Annotated in this window: 15 protein-coding genes; 7 read left to right on the top strand and 8 right to left on the bottom strand. The window is 69.7% G+C overall.

The genetic code is table 11. The features are described 5' to 3' along the window. The first annotated feature begins 124 nt into the window (after nucleotides 1-124). The 4 genes from IAI54_RS12500 (at nucleotide 125) to IAI54_RS12485 (ending at nucleotide 4339) form a co-directional block, all read left to right on the top strand. Nucleotides 125-865 (top strand): ATP-binding cassette domain-containing protein, encoded by a 741-nt coding sequence (locus tag IAI54_RS12500; RefSeq protein WP_187972642.1) that lies wholly within the window; start codon nucleotides 125-127, stop codon nucleotides 863-865. Then, nucleotides 858-1880, top strand: coding sequence for an ABC transporter permease (locus tag IAI54_RS12495; RefSeq protein ID WP_187972641.1), 1023 nt, complete (start codon nucleotides 858-860; stop codon nucleotides 1878-1880). Before IAI54_RS12500 ends, IAI54_RS12495 begins: the two co-directional genes overlap by 8 nt. An 89-nt stretch (nucleotides 1881-1969) precedes the next feature. Continuing rightward, the gene (locus tag IAI54_RS12490; RefSeq protein ID WP_187973142.1) at nucleotides 1970-2701 is read left to right on the top strand and encodes a FadR/GntR family transcriptional regulator; all 732 of its coding nucleotides are present in this window, start codon (nucleotides 1970-1972) and stop codon (nucleotides 2699-2701) included. A gap of 597 nt (nucleotides 2702-3298) precedes the next feature. Beyond that, nucleotides 3299-4339 (top strand): IS4 family transposase, encoded by a 1041-nt coding sequence (locus tag IAI54_RS12485; protein WP_235679346.1) that lies wholly within the window; start codon nucleotides 3299-3301, stop codon nucleotides 4337-4339. A gap of 308 nt (nucleotides 4340-4647) precedes the next feature. Here IAI54_RS12485 and IAI54_RS12480 read toward each other — a convergent pair whose 3' ends face one another. From IAI54_RS12480 to IAI54_RS12465, 4 genes are read right to left on the bottom strand one after another with little or no spacing between them, the layout of a single operon-like run. Continuing rightward, a complete protein-coding gene (locus IAI54_RS12480; RefSeq protein ID WP_187972639.1) occupies nucleotides 4648-5670 on the bottom strand; it encodes a Gfo/Idh/MocA family protein in 1023 nt (340 codons plus the stop codon). Next, nucleotides 5667-6695: a Gfo/Idh/MocA family protein gene (locus IAI54_RS12475; RefSeq protein ID WP_187972638.1), complete on the bottom strand. Its 1029-nt coding sequence runs from the start codon at nucleotides 6693-6695 to the stop codon at nucleotides 5667-5669. Before IAI54_RS12475 ends, IAI54_RS12480 begins: the two co-directional genes overlap by 4 nt. Nucleotides 6696-6720: 25 nt before the next feature. Continuing rightward, nucleotides 6721-8598 (bottom strand): TRAP transporter large permease, encoded by a 1878-nt coding sequence (locus IAI54_RS12470; RefSeq protein ID WP_187972637.1) that lies wholly within the window; start codon nucleotides 8596-8598, stop codon nucleotides 6721-6723. Between the two features lie 10 nt (nucleotides 8599-8608). Then, nucleotides 8609-9634: a TRAP transporter substrate-binding protein gene (locus tag IAI54_RS12465; protein ID WP_187972636.1), complete on the bottom strand. Its 1026-nt coding sequence runs from the start codon at nucleotides 9632-9634 to the stop codon at nucleotides 8609-8611. 167 nt (nucleotides 9635-9801) lie between these two features. On the opposite strand from IAI54_RS12465, the gene IAI54_RS12460 reads away from it, so the two are divergent. The 3 genes from IAI54_RS12460 to IAI54_RS12450 are packed head-to-tail and all read left to right on the top strand — an operon-like array spanning nucleotide 9802 to nucleotide 12227. Then, nucleotides 9802-10521 (top strand): GntR family transcriptional regulator, encoded by a 720-nt coding sequence (locus tag IAI54_RS12460; RefSeq protein ID WP_187972635.1) that lies wholly within the window; start codon nucleotides 9802-9804, stop codon nucleotides 10519-10521. 3 nt (nucleotides 10522-10524) lie between these two features. Next, nucleotides 10525-11442 (top strand): DUF6807 family protein, encoded by a 918-nt coding sequence (locus IAI54_RS12455; RefSeq protein WP_187972634.1) that lies wholly within the window; start codon nucleotides 10525-10527, stop codon nucleotides 11440-11442. Nucleotides 11443-11459: 17 nt separating this feature from the next. Then, on the top strand, nucleotides 11460-12227 hold the full coding sequence (locus IAI54_RS12450; RefSeq protein WP_187972633.1) for a fumarylacetoacetate hydrolase family protein: 768 nt from the start codon (nucleotides 11460-11462) through the stop codon (nucleotides 12225-12227). An 88-nt stretch (nucleotides 12228-12315) separates the two neighbouring features. Here IAI54_RS12450 and IAI54_RS12445 read toward each other — a convergent pair whose 3' ends face one another. The 4 genes from IAI54_RS12445 to chlG all read right to left on the bottom strand — a co-directional run bounded on the left by IAI54_RS12445 (nucleotide 12316) and on the right by chlG (nucleotide 16067). Further along, nucleotides 12316-12570, bottom strand: a complete 255-nt coding sequence (locus tag IAI54_RS12445; RefSeq protein WP_187972632.1) for a hypothetical protein — start codon at nucleotides 12568-12570, stop codon at nucleotides 12316-12318. 70 nt (nucleotides 12571-12640) lie between these two features. Continuing rightward, nucleotides 12641-13846, bottom strand: coding sequence for a geranylgeranyl diphosphate reductase (locus IAI54_RS12440; RefSeq protein ID WP_187972631.1), 1206 nt, complete (start codon nucleotides 13844-13846; stop codon nucleotides 12641-12643). After that, nucleotides 13843-15156, bottom strand: coding sequence for an MFS transporter (locus IAI54_RS12435; RefSeq protein ID WP_187972630.1), 1314 nt, complete (start codon nucleotides 15154-15156; stop codon nucleotides 13843-13845). Before IAI54_RS12435 ends, IAI54_RS12440 begins: the two co-directional genes overlap by 4 nt. A 5-nt stretch (nucleotides 15157-15161) precedes the next feature. After that, nucleotides 15162-16067, bottom strand: a complete 906-nt coding sequence (gene chlG / locus IAI54_RS12430; protein ID WP_187972629.1) for a chlorophyll synthase ChlG — start codon at nucleotides 16065-16067, stop codon at nucleotides 15162-15164. Nucleotides 16068-16104 lie beyond the last annotated feature (37 nt).

Here is a 16104-nt window from a genome sequence, read left to right as displayed (position 1 = left end):
CGCAATACAGAACAGGGCAGGGCGGCTTGTCAAGCATTTGTCTGATAAATACGATAAATCGGATTTGTCTACTATTGACGGATGACGGCGGCATCCGCTACCTCGTCTGACGGGAGGAACGGGCATGACGGCTCTGCGGCTGGAAGGAATCTCCAAGCAGTTCGGCGCGATTCACGCGCTCAACGACGTGTCGCTGTCGCTGCAGCCGGGCGAGATCCTCGGCCTGATGGGGGACAATGGTGCGGGCAAGTCGACGCTGGTGAAGATCATCGCCGGCAACTTCCGGCCGACCCATGGCAGGGTCTTCATCAAGGACCGGCCGATCGTCTTCGACGGGCCGCTGGACGCGCGCCAGCACGGCATCGAGATCGTCTACCAGGACCTCGCATTGTGCGACAATCTGACGGCGGCGGTGAACGTCTTCCTCGGCCGCGAACTGACGCGGTCGGTCGGGCCGTTCCGCATCCTCGACTACGGCGCGATGAACCGGCGCGCGGCCGAGCTGTTCAAGGAACTGAAGTCGGAGACGCGGCCGCGCGACACGGTGAAGTCTATGTCGGGCGGCCAGCGCCAGGCGGTGGCCATCGCCCGCACGCGGCTGAGCGACGCCGACATCGTGCTGATGGACGAGCCGACCGCGGCGATCTCCGTGCGCCAGGTCGCCGAGGTGCTGAACCTGATCCGGGAACTGAAGCGGCAGGGGATCGCCGTCGTCCTGATCAGCCACCGCATGCCCGACGTCTTCGCCGTCACCGACCGCATCGTGGTGATGCGGCGCGGCACCAAGGTGGCCGACAAGCCGACCGCGGCGACGTCGCCGGAGGAAATCACCGGTCTCATCACCGGAGCGATCGAGCATGCCTGAGACGACGAACACGACAGCCGCGGCCGGCATCGACGGTGCGATCGCGCGGGAAACGCATTCGCCGCTCGGCCGACTGCTCTCGCAGCAAGCCTTCTGGGTGTTCGTGGCGGCGGTGATCGCCTGCGTGTCGCTGGCGCTCGCTACCGACACCTTCGCCACCTCGCAGAACCTGTTCAACGTGACGCGCAATTTCGCCTTCGTGGCCATCGTCGCGCTCGGCATGACGGTGGTGATCATTTCCGGCGGCATCGACCTGTCGGTCGGATCGGTGCTGTGCCTGTCGGCCATGGTGCTGGCGATCACCATGAATGCGGGATATCCGCTGGCCGTCGGCGCGGCGCTCGCGCTCGCGGCGTCGCTTCTGGTCGGCTTCGTCAACGGCGTGCTGATCGCCTATCTGCGCATCCCGCCTTTCGTGGTGACGCTCGGCATGCTGTCGATCGCCCGCAGCGCGGCGATGGTGCTGTCCAACAACAAGATGATCTTCCAGTTCGGCCCCGACGAGAAGCTGCTGTTCTTCCTCGGGGGCGGGGCGAGCTTCGGCATCGCCAATCCGGTCATCGCTCTCTTCGTCCTGGCCGTGGTGACGGGACTGATCCTCAAATGGACCCGCTGGGGCACGCATGTCTTCGCCATCGGCGCCAACGAGCGGGCGGCCGTGCTGACCGGGATCGCGGTGACGCGGGTCAAGATCAGCGTCTACATGTTCTCCGCGCTGATGGCCGGCATCGCCGGTGTGCTGGAGGCCGGCTGGCTCGGCGGCGTCACCACCAATCTCGGCCAGTCGATGGAGCTCTCCGTCATCGCCGCGACCGTGATCGGCGGGGCAAACCTGCTCGGCGGGGCCGGCACCGTGTTCGGCTCGGTCGTGGGCGCGGCGCTGATCGAGGTGATCCGCAACAGCCTGATCCTGCTCGGCATCAGCACCTTCTGGCAGGGCGCGTTCGTGGGCAGTTTCATCGTGCTCGCCGTTGCGTTCGACCGCATCCGGGCCTATCGCGAAAGCGATCATTGAGGGCGGGCATCGTGGCGGGCAGGAAGACCAAGGACGGCGGATCGGGCAGGACGCCAGTTCCCGAGGCCGCGCCGCCCGCCGCCCGGCCGATGGTCACGAGGCAGGTCTCGCCGCGCATCGCCGGCACCTTCGTCCATTTTTCGGTCGCCAACGAGATCGGCCAGCGGATCGTGCGCGGCGACTATCCGCCCGGCTCGATCCTGCCCAACGAGGCGGAATGGTCCGAGATGTTCGGCGTGGGGCGGTCGGTGGTGCGCGAGGCCATCAAGATGCTGATGGCGAAGAACCTGCTCGCCTCGCGGCCCAAGATCGGCAGCTGGGTGGAGCCGCGGGAGCGCTGGAACCTGCTCGACCGCGAGGTGCTGACCTGGTACGCGGCCTCGCCGGAACGCCACGCCTTCCTGAAGACCGTGCAGGAATTCCGCTACATCATCGAGCCGGAAGCGGCCGCCCTCGCTGCCGTGCGGCGGAGCGAGGACCAGATGGAGGCGATCAGCAAGGCCTGCCGCGAGATGGGCACGGCGCCGACGCTGAGCGAGCGGACCGCCGCCGACACGCGCTTCCACCTGGCGATCCTGCGGGCGGCCGGCAACGAGCTGCTGCTGCCGCTCGGCGCCCTGATCGATTCGGCGCTCGAAGGCCTGTTCGTCTTCGTCACGCGCGAGGTCAACGACATCCGCCATGCGCAGGACCTGCACGAGGAGATCGAGCGAACGATCCGGCTCCAGCGGCCGGACGCAGCGCGCAAGGCCGTCCGACGCCTGCTTGCGAATACGGACGAGGTGATCGCCACGCAGGGGGGCGGCGGCCGACCGCGCTGAGGCGGAGGCCTGGCGGGGATTCCAACGCCGTGGCAACTCCGCCGCCGTCATCCTCGCGTCTGTCCCGAGGGTCTGCCATGGCCGGCGATCCTACGCGTCTCGACATCGCGCGGGAGCCTCGGAACAGCCCCTCTGGCAACGGCTGGCAGATCCTCGGGACAAGCCCGAGGATGACGCCCCGCCCCGTTTCGAACGTGCCCTCGTAACGGCAGAGGCGGAGGCGGAGGTGTCTCGCCCGGTCGAAGCCCGGAGATGCTGGTGTCAAGCCCTGCCGGCGAACCGGCTTGCGATCGTCTGAGCGACGATTGCAAATCGCGCTGAGGCGGAGGCGGCGCCTGCCCGTCACGTCCCGCCGCCGTCATCCTCGGGCTTGTCCCGAGGATCTGCCAGCCTTTGCCGGCAAAGCGCTTCCGTGGCTTCCGTACGACGCCGAGAAGCGTGCAATCGCCCGCCATGACAGATCCTCGGGACAAGCCCCATACGCGCTAACATAGCGTTGACGGTGCATTCGCCGCGTGATTCGTTTGGCGCATGAATGATTCGCTGCACGCATGGAATTGGGACGAGCTGGTCGCGCGACTGGGCTCGGAGGAGGAGTTGACGAGGAGCGCGCGGGAGGCGGGTGCGCTGCTTCGAAAGCGGCAGGTGTCCAGCGCCACAATTCTGTTGCGGTTGTGTTTCGCCTATGTGCTGGGGCGGTTTTCGCTTCGCACGCTGGCGGCCTGGGCCGAGCAGCGAGGCCTGGCGTCGATGTCCGACGTGGCGATGCTCAGGCGGCTGAAGGCCAGTGCCGACTGGGTGGGCGACCTGGTCTCGGACCTGCTCGCCGAGCGCTGCCCCGAAGCCCTGGCCGGTTCGAGCGGCGGACTGCGGATGATGGCGGTCGACGCCACGGTGGTGGCGCCGCCCGGACCCAAGCGGGCCTATTGGATGGTGCATACGGTGTTCGACCTCTCGAGGCTCAGGCTGTGTTCGGTGGACGTGACCGATCGGCATGATGCCGAGCGGTTGTCGCGCGGCGTCGTCCAGGCCGGCGAATTGCGGATCGCCGATCGCGCCCACGCCAGGGCGGACGATCTGGCTCGGGTGGTCGAGGCTGGCGGCGCGTTCCTGGTTCGCGCCCCTTCGACCCATCCGCGCCTGGTGGATGGGGAGGGTCGGCTGCTGGATCGTCTGGCGCTGTGCCGCGAGGCGGGCGAGAAGGGCGTGCTCGATCGGCCGGTGAGGGTCCAGGACCGCAAGTCGAAGGTCGAGGTGGCCGCCCGGGTGGTGATCCTGCCCCTGCCGCCCGAGGCGGCGGCGAAGGCCAGGCGCGCGGCGCGCCGTCTGGCCGCCAAGGCGGGGTACGAGCCCAGCGAGGCCGGCATCGAGATGGCCGGTTGTCTGGTGCTGCTGACGTCGCTCCCGTCGGACGGCTGGCCGCCCGAACGGCTCGCCTCGACCTATCGGCTGCGATGGCAGGTCGAGCTGGCGTTCAAACGGATGAAGTCGCTGGTGGGCCTGGAAGACCTCCGCGCAAAAGATCCCAACCTGGCGCGCCTGTGGATCAACACCGCCCTTCTGGCCGCCCTGCTGACCGAAGACGACCTGCCGGCCCTCGGTCCCGAGGCGCCGGACTCTCTCCCCCTGGCCGCCTGAACCGGGCCGCCCTGCCGATCTGGCGTCTCGCAGCCATGGCGCTCGCCAACATCTCCCTGGCGGTCCTGCAGGGACCAACCAGACGGATCCCCATCGACCGTCTGCTCCACCGACTGCGCGAGCCACCGCGACGACGGCGCGCAATTGCACATCGGCAGCTATGTTAGCGCGTATGGGGACAAGCCCGAGGATGACGGCGTTGCTACGTTGCAGGTGCTCCCGGAACGGCAGGGGCAGGGGCAGAGGCGGAGGCAGGCACTGGCAGAGGCGGAGGCGTCTCGCCCGTTCGAAACCCGGAGTCGCCGGTATCAGGTCCTGCCGCCGAGCCGGTGTGCGGTGGTCTGCGCGGCGATGGCGAGGCGGGTGACGGCGAGCGCGTGGCCCGGCGGCATCGCGGTCGCGGTGCGGTCGCGGAGGTCGGCCTGGAACCGGGCGAAATAGGTCAGCGGTTCGGACGAGCAGTCGATGTGACGGGCGCCGGCGCCATCGACGAGGAAGAGGTGGTCGGCGCCGGGACGGCCGTCGACGTCGACATATTTCCGGAGTTCGATCGTTCCCCGGGTGCCGAGCAGGAACAGCCGCCCGTCGCCCCAGGCCGGCAGGCCGTCGGGCGTGTACCAGTCGACGCGGATGTAGCCGGAGGCGTTGCCGGCGCGCAGCAGGATCTCGCCGAAATCCTCGAAGGCCGGCACCTCCGGCAATGCGTGGTTGGCGACGGTGCTGGCCACGATCCCGGCATCGGCATTGCCGGTGAAATGCAGGAACTGGTCGATCTGGTGCGAGGCGATGTCGGTGAGGATGCCGCCGAAGGTTTCGGGCCGGAAGAACCAGTCCGGGCGGATCGCCCTGTTGAGCCGGTGCGGTCCGAGACCCGTCGTCTGCACCACGGGGCCGATGGCGCCCTCGGCCACCAGGCGCGATGCCGCTTCGCAGGCCCGCACGACGAAGCGCTCGGAGAAGCAGATGGAGAAGATGCGCCCCGTCTCCCGCGCGACGCGCTCGATGTCGGTGACCTGCGCATCGGTCACCGCGCCCGGCTTGTCGACCATCACGTCCTTGCCGGCGCGCATCGCCGCGACCGCGATGGCGGCGCGGTCGACGGGGATGGCGGCGCAGACGACGAAGTCGATCGTCGGGTCGTCCAGAAGCCGCCCGCGTTCGACGGGCCTCAGATGCGGGAAGCGCTCGCGAAAACCGTCGAGCACGCGCGGATCGCTGGTCTGCGGGCAATAGCCGACGCATTCGGCGCCCGCCGCGACGTTCTCGCCCACCAGATGGTAGATGTGGCGGTGGTCGAGGCCGATCGCGGCGAAGCGCAGGCCGCGCCTCATCGCACGACCTTCGCGGGCGCGCCGGTGCGGCCGGTCTCGATCAGCGCGTCGATCAGGCGATGGACCTTGAGCGCTTCCTCGCCCGTCACCTTCGGCTGGCGCCCCTCGCGGATGGCGGCTGCGAAATCGGCCATGACGGCGCGGTGATAGTCGTGCGGGAAGGCCATCGGGTCGGCCCCCGTGCCGCCCGCGCTCCGGTCCGCCTCGATCGCCACCCTGCGACCGTCCTGCAGATGTACGAGGAGTTCGGTTCCGGCGAGCCGCGCCGTGCCCTTCTCGCCCGTGACGACGATCTCCTCGAGGAAGCCCGGATAGGCGGCGGTGGTGGCGTCGACGGTGCCGAAGGCGCCGTTGTCGAAGCGCATCGCCGCGCAGACCATGTCCTCGGTTTCCATGCGGTGGACCGGCGTCGTGGTGGCGAAGCCGGTGACCATGTCGACCTGGCCGGCGAGCGACAGCATCAGGTCGAGCGTGTGGATGCCTTGCGAGATCAGGACGCCGCCGCCGTCGCGGGCGAAGGAGCCGCGGCCCGGCTCGTCATAATAGGTCTGCGGCCGCCACAGCCGGATGGCCGTGGAGCAGCCGACGATGCGGCCGAGCTCGCCGTCGGCCAGCATCTGCGCGAGCTTCATGCCCGCCGGGCGGAAGCGGTGCTGGAGCACCACGCCCATGGTGACGCCGGCGCGTCGGCATCCCTCCACCAGTTCGACGGCGCGGGCGGTGGTGATGTCGAGCGGCTTTTCCATCAGGACGTGCTTGCCGGCGGCGGCGCAGGCAAGCCCGATGTCGCGATGGGTGCTGGCGGGCGTGAAGACCGCGACGGCCTCGACGCTTTCGTCGTTCAGGATGGTGTCGAGGCTGTCGCAGGTCGGGAACGGGAAGCGTTCCGCAAACGTCCGGCGGCGATGCTCGCTCGGGCTGAAGGCGTGGACCACATCGATCTCGCCCGACAGATCCATGAGGCCCCTGGCATGCGGCGTGACCGCCATGCCGAGGCCGACGATTGCAATGCGCGTCTTCTTCACTCGACGAACTCCGGATGATCGACCGTCAGGGCCCGAGCCATCGCACAGGCAGCAGCGTGAAGCCGGGTACATACGTGATCAGGAGGAGCACGCCTACCAGGGCCAGGATGAAGGGCACGATCGCCTTGAAGGTCTCGGTCTGGTTGGCGCCGCCGACGCGGGCGGTCGTGAAGACCAGCACGCCGAGCGGCGGGGTCAGGGCGCCGATGACCAGGTTCATGACGATGACGATGCCGAAGTGGATCGGGTCGACGCCGGCTGCGATGACCAGCGGCACGAGGATCGGCACCAGGATCACCAGCGAGGCGATCATTTCCATGAACAGCCCGACGATCAGCAGGAAGAGGTTGATCGCCAGCATCAGCAGCACCGGCGTGGAGACGAGCCCCGACAGTTGCTGCGCGATCTTCTGCGGCACCTGCTCGAAGGCGAGCACCCAGGCGAAGGGGGCGGCGGCGGCGATGATGACGACGATGACGACGGTGTCGAAGACCGATTCGCGGATCGCGGCCAGGAGGTTCGACGGCGTCAGCTTGCGATAGAGCAGGGCGCCGCACAGCAGCGCGTAGAGGAAGGCGATGGCGCCGGCCTCGGTGGCGGTGAACATGCCGAAGCGCACGCCGCCGACGATGATCACCGGGAGGATGAGTGCGGGAATCGCCAGGCCGAGCGACGTCATGCGTTGCCGCAGCGAGGCTTTCGGGATGTCGCCACCATAGCCGCGCAGCCGCGACAGCCCGTAGACGACCAGCATCAGGGAGGCGGCGACCATCAGCCCCGGAACGATGGTGGCGACGAACAGCGCACCGACGGACACGGAGGCGAGCGCGGCGTAGATGATCAGGCCGAGGCTCGGCGGGATGAGGTTGGCGAGCGTCGCGCTGGCCGCGGTCAGGGCGGCGCTGAAGGGCCGGCCGTAGCCACGCCGCGCCATTTCCGGCACCATCAGCTTGGCAATCGTCGAGGCGTCGGCGGTCGACGATCCGGAAATGCCGGCGAGCATGGTGTTGGTGATGACGTTGGCCTGGCCGAGCCCGCCGCGGAGGTGGCCGACGAGTTGCATGGCGAGATCGACCAGCCGCGGGGTGATGCCGCCCGCGTTCATCACCGCAGCCGCGAGGATGAAGAAGGGGATGGCGAGCAGCGTGAAGGAGTTGAGCGCCGCGCCCATGTTCTGCGCGATGGTGACCAGCAGGATGGGGTTGAAGGCGGCGAACGCGGCGAAGGCGCCGAAGGAGAGCGCGAAGGCGACGGGCACGCCGATGACGATCGAGACGATGCCGACCAGGACGAGGACGATCGCGCTGCCGCTCTCGCCATAGACGCTGGAGGCGCCGAAGCGGATGGCGAGATAGAGCGCCAGACCGCCCGCGATGACGGCTGCGCCCTGCAGCAGGCTGCGGCCGGGCCTCGGCCAGAACAGGAAGAACAGGTTCAGCGCACCGCCGACCGGGACGGCGAGGAAGAAGTACTTCATCGGCCATTGCAGCGCCGGCGACGCCGCGATCGCGCGGCTGACATAGTCCCAGCCATGCATGACCAGCATGATGCTGGCCGCCGCCATGACGGCGCGGTTGAAGACGAGCAGCAGTTCGCGCGGCCGTGCGGGCAGCGCGCGGGTGACCACGTCGATGGCGATGTGGGCGTCGCGCCCCGTCGCCACGGCCATGCCGAGAAAGACCGCCCAGGCGAAGACCCAGGTGGCGAACTCCTCCGGCCAGGGCAGGCCGGAGTTGAAGCCGTAGCGCAGCACCACCTGCAGGCAGGCGACCGCGACCGCCGCCAGCATCAGTCCGACGCAGAGCGCCTCCAGCACGCGGTCGACGATCCGCGCGAAGCCGGCCAGCGACGTGTCGGCCGCCGCACCGTCCGGTGCGGCGCCGGCCTCGGCATTCATCGGCATCCGACCGGTCTCAGCCCAGCGCCCGGATGGCCATGATCATCTCGGCGGTCTCGGGGCTCTTGGACCCGAACTCGTCGAAGAGCTTCGCCGTCTGCGCCTCCATCCTGGCGAGTTCCTCGGCCGGCAGCTGCTGAACCGAGACGCCGAGGCCCTTGAGGTCTTCGAGCGTCTTGGCGGCGTTGGCGCGGTTGACCGTGCGCTGCTCGGCGAAGGCCTCCTTGGCGGAGGTGCGGACGAGATCGCGCAGGTCTTCCGGCAGGCTGTCCAGCCAGGCGGCGTTGACGCGCACGGCCTTGGGCAGGAACCAGTGGCCGGTCAAGGTGAGGTTCTTGGCCTGTTCGTGGAACTTGAAGCCGACGATCGAGAAGACGTCGGAATCGATGGCGTCGATGATGCCGGTCGACAGCGCGGAATACTGCTCGGAATAGGGCAGCGGCGTCGGCGCGGCGCCGAGCAGTGACCAGAAGTCGACCCAGATGCGCAGCTGCGGCACGCGAATCTTCAGGCCGGCGAGATCGGCCAGATTGCCGACGGGGCGCTTGGACAGGATGTGGCGGAAGCCGGTCTCGCCATAGGCGACGAATTCCACGCCGGTCTTGGCGCGCGCGATGTCGGAGCATTTCTGGCCGAGTTCGCCCTGCAGGACGGCATCGACATGCGCCTCGTTCTTGTAGATGAAGCCCGGCGCTCCGCCGAAAGCGGCGATCTCGGGGGCGATGGCTTCTTCCGAATCCGGACCGGCCGTGGTGACCTGGATGGTGCCGATGCGGCTTCCTTCCAGCGCCTCGGCCAGGCCGCCGAGCTGGGCGGCGGGGAAGTGCTGGGCGTCGATGCGGCCGCCGCTCTTCTCGTTGAGCACCTTGGCCCAGGCGTCGAAGGCATTGGTGATCGGCGTGCCGATGCCCTCGGTATGGGCGATCTTGCAGACGTATTTCTCCTGCGCGCGCGCATCGCGGATGAAGGCCGGCATCGCCAGGGCGGCGGTTCCGACGGCGATGAAGCCGCGCCTCGAGATATGTGTACGCATGGCGGTCATTGTTTCCTCCCTCGGACGTCTTCTGGTGTCTCATCCCCATGCTTGCGGTATGGCACCATACTGGTAGGATACATCGTCGAGCGGCCAGCGCAAGTGTGGTCGGACCAGTTGCAGGAAATCATCGCGTGGCCCGGCGACCCAGAGCGGGCTTCGGAGGATCGTGACGGATGGACATCGCGCTGCGCGCCCGGGAGCCCATCGCGCCCCAGCTCTTCTCAGCCCTGCGGCAAGGGATCGTGGAGTTGCGCCTGCGGCCCGGGGAAGCCCTGTCGGAAAACGACGTCGCCGCCCGGTTCGGCGTGAGCCGGCAGCCGGTGCGCGAGGCCTTCATCAAGCTGTCCGAAGCCGGGCTCGTTGAGATCCGGCCGAGCCGCGGCACCTACGTCATGAAGATCTCGGCGCGCGAACTCGCCAATGCGCGGTTCGTGCGCGAGGCGATCGAGTGCGACATCGCCAGCAACGCCGGACGGCTTGCCGGACCAGAGCATGTCGTGACACTGCGCAGGCACCTCGACCGGCAGCGCGTCGCGGCCGCACACAACGACTACCGCAGCTTCAACGACCTCGACGAGGCCTTCCACCGCGCCATCGCCGACATCGTCGACTGCGACTATGCCTGGCGGATCGTCGAGAGCGCGCGGGTGCAGACCGACCGCGTGCGCTTCCTCAGCCTCCCGGACGCCTCGCCGATGCCGCTGCTCATCCGCCAGCACGAGGCGATCGTGGAACGCCTGGCCGCCAATGATCCGGACGGGACCGAAGCGGCGATGCGCCGGCACCTGCGCGAGATCCTGGTGGCACTGCCGCAGATCGCCGCCGCCCATCCCGACCTGTTCGCCGACACCGACCTGCCGGCCCACTCCGCCGGTCTTGCTCCGGTGGACTGAGCCATGGCGGCGTTCACGCTGGACTCCGATGCGATCGTCCTGCCGCCGGGCGCCTGGGCGAAGACTCATCGGCTTCGGCTGCGCCGTCATGGCGCCGGCGTGCTGGCGCTGACGCAGGGACCCTTCCGGCCCTATCTGCACCCGCTGTCGACGCCCGCCGGCTATTGTGTGACGGCCGAAGCGCCCGCCGACCACCCGCACCACAGCGGTCTCTGGATCGGTGCCGACCATGTGCATGCGCAGGTGCCGGCCGCGCACGGCATGATCGAGGAGTACACCTACAATTTCTACGTCGACGAGATCTTCCAGGGGCGCGCGCCGGGGCGGATCGTCGGGACCGAACACAGCGGCGAGGCCCTCGACGACGACCGGTTCCGCATCGTGCAGCGGCTCTGCTGGCGCGGGCCGCGGGAATGGGCGGCTCCGCAGGGCCGGCTGGTGGCCGTCGAGACGCGGACGATCACGGTCGAGGCCGGGGACAGGCGACACCGAATCGATCTGGCCTCCCGGCTCGAATGCGGCGAATTCGCGCTGAAGCTCGGTCCCACCCGCCACGCCTGGTTCAACGTGCGCGTCGCCGAATCGATGATCGTCGGCAATGGCGGCGCCGTGACCGACGACAAGGGGCGCAGCGGCGGCGGGGCGGTGAGCGGGGCAGGCGCGCGCTGGATCGATTTCACCGGCCCCGTCGGCGGCGGCGCGGTGGCCGGCGTCAGCGTGATCCCGCATCCGGGCGCGGGCCGCGCGCCCTTCTGGTTCGTGGCGGACTGGGGCGTCGTCACCGTCGGGCCGTTCCGCGAAGAGCCACTCGTTCTCGACCGCGGTGAAGGTTTCGACAGTCGGTGCACGGTGCTTCTGCACGACGGTCCCGCCGACCGCGACGAGATCGAACGCATCGCCGCATCGGGAGGAACAGGTTGAAGGGGAGGGGGACGACGATGCTCATCGCGCGATACCGGATCGGCACGGCCATCCACTACGGGGTGCTCGAGGACGATCGGCTGCACCGGCTGGCCGGCTCGCCCTTTGCGGCAGTGGAGCGGGCCGGCATCACCGACAGCCTCGCCGACGCCGCGCTGCTGGCTCCGGTCGAGGCACCGCGGATTTTCGGCGTCGGGCTCAACTACGTGGCCCATATCGAGGAATCGGGGGCGAAGACCCCGGTGCGGCCGCTGTTCTTCATGAAGCCGTCGACCACGGTGGTCGGACCGGGGGCGCCGATCGTCTATCCCCGCGAGGCCCGCAACGTGCATTTCGAGGCCGAGCTCGCGGTGGTCATCGGCCGGTCGGGCCGTCGTATTGCGCCGGAGGCCGCACCCGACCACGTGCTCGGCTATACCTGCGCCAACGACGTCTCCGAACGGGTGATCCAGAAGGAGGAGATGGACCAGGGCGCGCTGCTGGTCGGCAAGGGCTTCGACAGCTTCTGTCCGCTCGGCCCGGTGATCGCGACGGGGCTCGATCCGCGCAGCCTTCGGCTGGGCGCCCGCGTGAACGGGATCGAGCGTCAGTCGAGTTCCACGGCCGACCTGCTGTTCGGCGTCGCGGAACTCGTCTCCTATCTCAGTTCGGCGATCACGCTCCAGCCCGGCGACGTCATCATCACCGGAACGCCGTCCGGTGTCGGACCGGTGACGCCGGGCGACAGCGTCGATATCTGGGTCGAGGGCGTCGGCACGCTGACGAACCCGGTGGTCGCGGAGTAACCGGACCCTGCTGGCTCCTGCCGAACCGGCCGCGGCCGGGCGATCCGGCCCGAGCGCGGTTTGCGGATGCCCGGCGGCGCCTCGACGTTCAGCCTCGCCGCGCGGACAGGAGCCAGAACAGGTGGGCGACGAAGGAGCCGGCGAGTGCCAGCAGGATCGGAACGGCGCCGTGGCCGCGCAGTGCCAGACCGAGAGCGGCGAGGATCAGGATTCCGGCGAGGCCGTTGGCGGCGAAGGCGGTCCGTCCCGGATTGCCGCTCAGCCAGACGATGACGACCTCGGTGGCAATGATGGCCGCGGCGACGAGCGCGACGGCGCCGCTCTCCACCAGGGCGATCAGCACGGGAGGACTCGCGGCTTGCGGCGCCAGCCGCCGCAGCAGCAGTCAGCCGCGATCGGTCGCGCCGGGCACATCACGTACCCTGGAAGGCGAGGCGCACCATCTGGCCGAGATCCTTCACGAAGACCCGCAGATGGGCGAGCGGGTCGCTGCGCTGCAGGCGCTTGTCGAGATAGGAGGTCCAGGTCAGCCGCTGCACGTCGGGGTCGGCGCAGATCGCGACGAAGCGCTCGCGCCGCTTGTCGCTGCGGTACCAGAAGGACTGCATGAAGCCGAGGACCATGAAGACGCGGCCGTGATCGGCCATGAAGCGCCTGCGCGCCGTGGCGAGCGCGCGGGCGTCGCCGGTGCGCAGGAAATCGTTGCCGGCCTCGGCGGCCAGCCGCCCTGCCGTCATGGCGTACCAGATGCCCTCGCCCGAGGCAGGCGCGACGATGCCGGCCGCGTCGCCGGCGAGCAGCACGGCGCGACCATCGTCCCAGCGCGACAGCGGCTTCAGCGGCAGGGGCGCACCCTCGCAGCGGATCGTCTCTGCATCGGCGAGGCCGGAGGCTTCGCGCAGCATGCGGGTCGCAGCCTTGAGGTCGAAGCCCTTGACGGCGGAGCCCACGCCGATGCTGGTGGCTTCGCCATGCGGGAAGACCCAGCCGTAGAAGTCGGGCGAGACGCGGGCGTCGTAGTGGACCTGGCACGCGGCCGGATCGAAGCCGGCGGTCGTGGCGGCCGGCGAGCGGACGATCTCGTGATAGGCGAAGACGTAGGGCGGCCGGCGATCGGGGCCGAAGGCGGCCTTCCGGACGAGCGAGTTGGCGCCGTCGGCGCCGATGACGAGCCGCGCGCGGATGCTCTGCGTGGCGCCGCCCTGGGCCGGCTTCAGCCGCACGACCGCGCCGCCGGCCGGATCGTTCTCGATCTCGGTGAAGCGGCCGATGGCGAGCGTGGCACCGGCGGCCTGCGCGCGCGCGCGCAGCCAGGGGTCGAAGCGGTCGCGGTCGACCATGCCGACATAGCCGCCCTGGACCCGCATGTCGACGCGCCGGCCGGAAGGCGCGACGATGTCGGCGGCGGCGATGCGGGCGGTGAGCTGGCTCTCGGGCACGTCGAAATCGGCGAGCAGGCGCGGCGGGATGGCGCCGCCGCAGGGCTTGATGCGATCGGCGCGGTCGACGAGCAGCGTGCGCCGTCCGGCGCGCGCCAGGTCCGCCGCGGCGGTCGCGCCGGCAGGGCCGCCGCCGACCACGACGACGTCATAATCGAAAGGGCGGGCTTCGGCGCTCATTCGGCAGGCACCATGGCGGGAGAGGGGGAGGGCCGCGCGCCGGCGAGGCGCAGGGCGATGACGGCAGCCGCGACGAAAGCAACGCCTTCGAGCGCGAAGACCGCGCCATAGGCGGAGGCGGCATCGTCGGTGACGAGGCGTAGGAGATCGACCGCCACGGTGCCGGCGAGACCGCCGAGGCCGAAGGCGATGGCCTGCGCGGCACCCCAGAGGCCCATGCGCATGCCGCTGCGGCGGGGACCGGCCGAGCCGGCGAGCGCCATCATGGAGCCGATGGCGGCGACGGCGAAGACGCCGTTCGCAACGCCGAGCGCGACCACGTTGGCGAGCAGTGGCCAGCCTTCCGGTGCCGCGGCGGCGAGAACGAGCCCGCCGATCATGAGCGCGGAACCGAAGCAGCCGGCGACCGTGAACGCCCGCAGCACGCCCGGATGGCGGGTCGACAGCCACGTACCGACGATACCGGTGAAGACCATGCCCAGGAAGACGCCGCCATGCTGCATTCCGGCGAGCGTCGTCGTCTCGCCGGGCGTCATGGCGAAGACGAGCCCGGCGAAGGGCTCGAGGATCAGGTCCTGAGCACTGTAGGCGAGCATGGAGACGAAGACGAAGACGGTGAACAGCCTCGCCTGCGGGTCGGCCCAGGCGTCCGCGAGGCTGACACGGAAGCCCGGCGCCAGAGGCTCGGCGGCGACGACCGCCGGGCGGGCGAGGCGGCTCTCGACGCGGAGGAGCGCCGCGCAGGCGAGCAGGAAGGCGAGCCCGGCGACGGCCCCGGTGACGGCGACGAGCCGCAGGGGCGAATAGGGATCGAGGAGCCCGCCGGCCAGGACCGCGGTGACGGCCATGCCGAGGATCATCATCAGCCAGACGATGGTGGCTGCCGCCGGACGGCGGGCCGGGGCGACGGCGCTCGCGAGCAGCGCGAGCAGCGACGTGCCCGCTGCGCCGACGCCGATGCCGACCAGGAGGAAGGCCAGGATGGCGAGCGTCATGCCGAGGGCGAAGCGGTCCGCCATCAGAGCGACCGAGAGGGCGGCCAGCACGCCGCCGAGCCCCAGCGTCGCCATGCCGCCGAGAATCCAGGGCGTGCGCCGGCGGCCGCGGTCGGATCGATGGCCCCAGACGGGCCGCAGGATCTGGACCGCATAGTGCAGGCCGACGAGGGCGCCCGGGATGGTGGCGGCGAGTGCCAGTTCCACCACCATGACGCGGTTGAGGGTGGCCGTGGTGAGCACCACGATCGCGCCGAGCGCGGTCTGGACGAGGCCCAGCCTGACGATGCCGATCCAGCCGAGTGTCGCGTGCATGGCGGTCATCCCATGGCCTGGAGTGCGAAGGCGGCAGCCAGCATGCCGAGCACGTAGAAGGTCGTGCCGGTGGCGTTGTACCAGGCGGCATGGCGCTGCGGATCGGACAGCAGCCGCAGCATGCAGGCCGCCTGGAGCAGGAGGAGCAGGGCGACCGCGCCGGCGTGCCAGGGGAAGCCCCAGGAGAAGAGGAGGCCGATCACCACCAGCTGCGGGGCGGCCATGACGGCGCAGGCGACGCGCGCGGCGAGGCTCTCGCCGAGCAGCACCGGCAGGCTGTCGATGCCCGAGACGCGGTCGCCACCGACCGCCTTGAAGTCGTTGAGCGTCATGATGCCGTGCGCGCCGATGCTGTAGAGCAGCGCCATGGCCACCACGGGCCAGGCCGGAAAGCCGCCGGCGACGGCGGCGGCCGCGGTGAACCAGGGCAGGCCTTCGTAGCAGAGCCCGACGGCGGAATTGCCCATCCAGCCGTTGCGCTTCAGCCGGAAGGGCGGCGCGCTGTAGGCCCAGGCGAGCGCGAGCCCGACCAGAGCGGCGAGGAACACGACGAGACCGAGGATCGCGGCGACCAGGAGCGAAAGCAGCGTGCCCGCCACCGCGACGGCGAGACCCCAGCGGCCGGGCATCCGGCCGGAGGGGATGACCCGGTCCGGTTCGTTGATGGCGTCGACCTCGCGGTCGAACCAGTCGTTGATGGCCTGGCTCGTGCCGCAGACGAGGGGACCGGCGAGGAGGATGCCGGCCAGCGCATAGGGCCAGCGGTCGACGGTCGCGCCTCCGACGGAAACCAGACCGCAGCCGTAGGCCCACATCGGAGCGAACCAGGTGATCGGCTTCAGCAGTTCGAGCACCGCGCCCGGCGTGGGCGTCCGGACGGCGACGGCTGCGATGAAGATCGGTGAGGCCATGCCGCAGACTAAGTCGGCCGGTCCAGTTCGTCAACCT

This window comes from Aquibium microcysteis (assembly GCF_014495845.1).
GTDB classification, from domain to species: domain Bacteria; phylum Pseudomonadota; class Alphaproteobacteria; order Rhizobiales; family Rhizobiaceae; genus Aquibium; species Aquibium microcysteis.
This window is presented reverse-complemented; position numbering and strand designations above follow the sequence as displayed.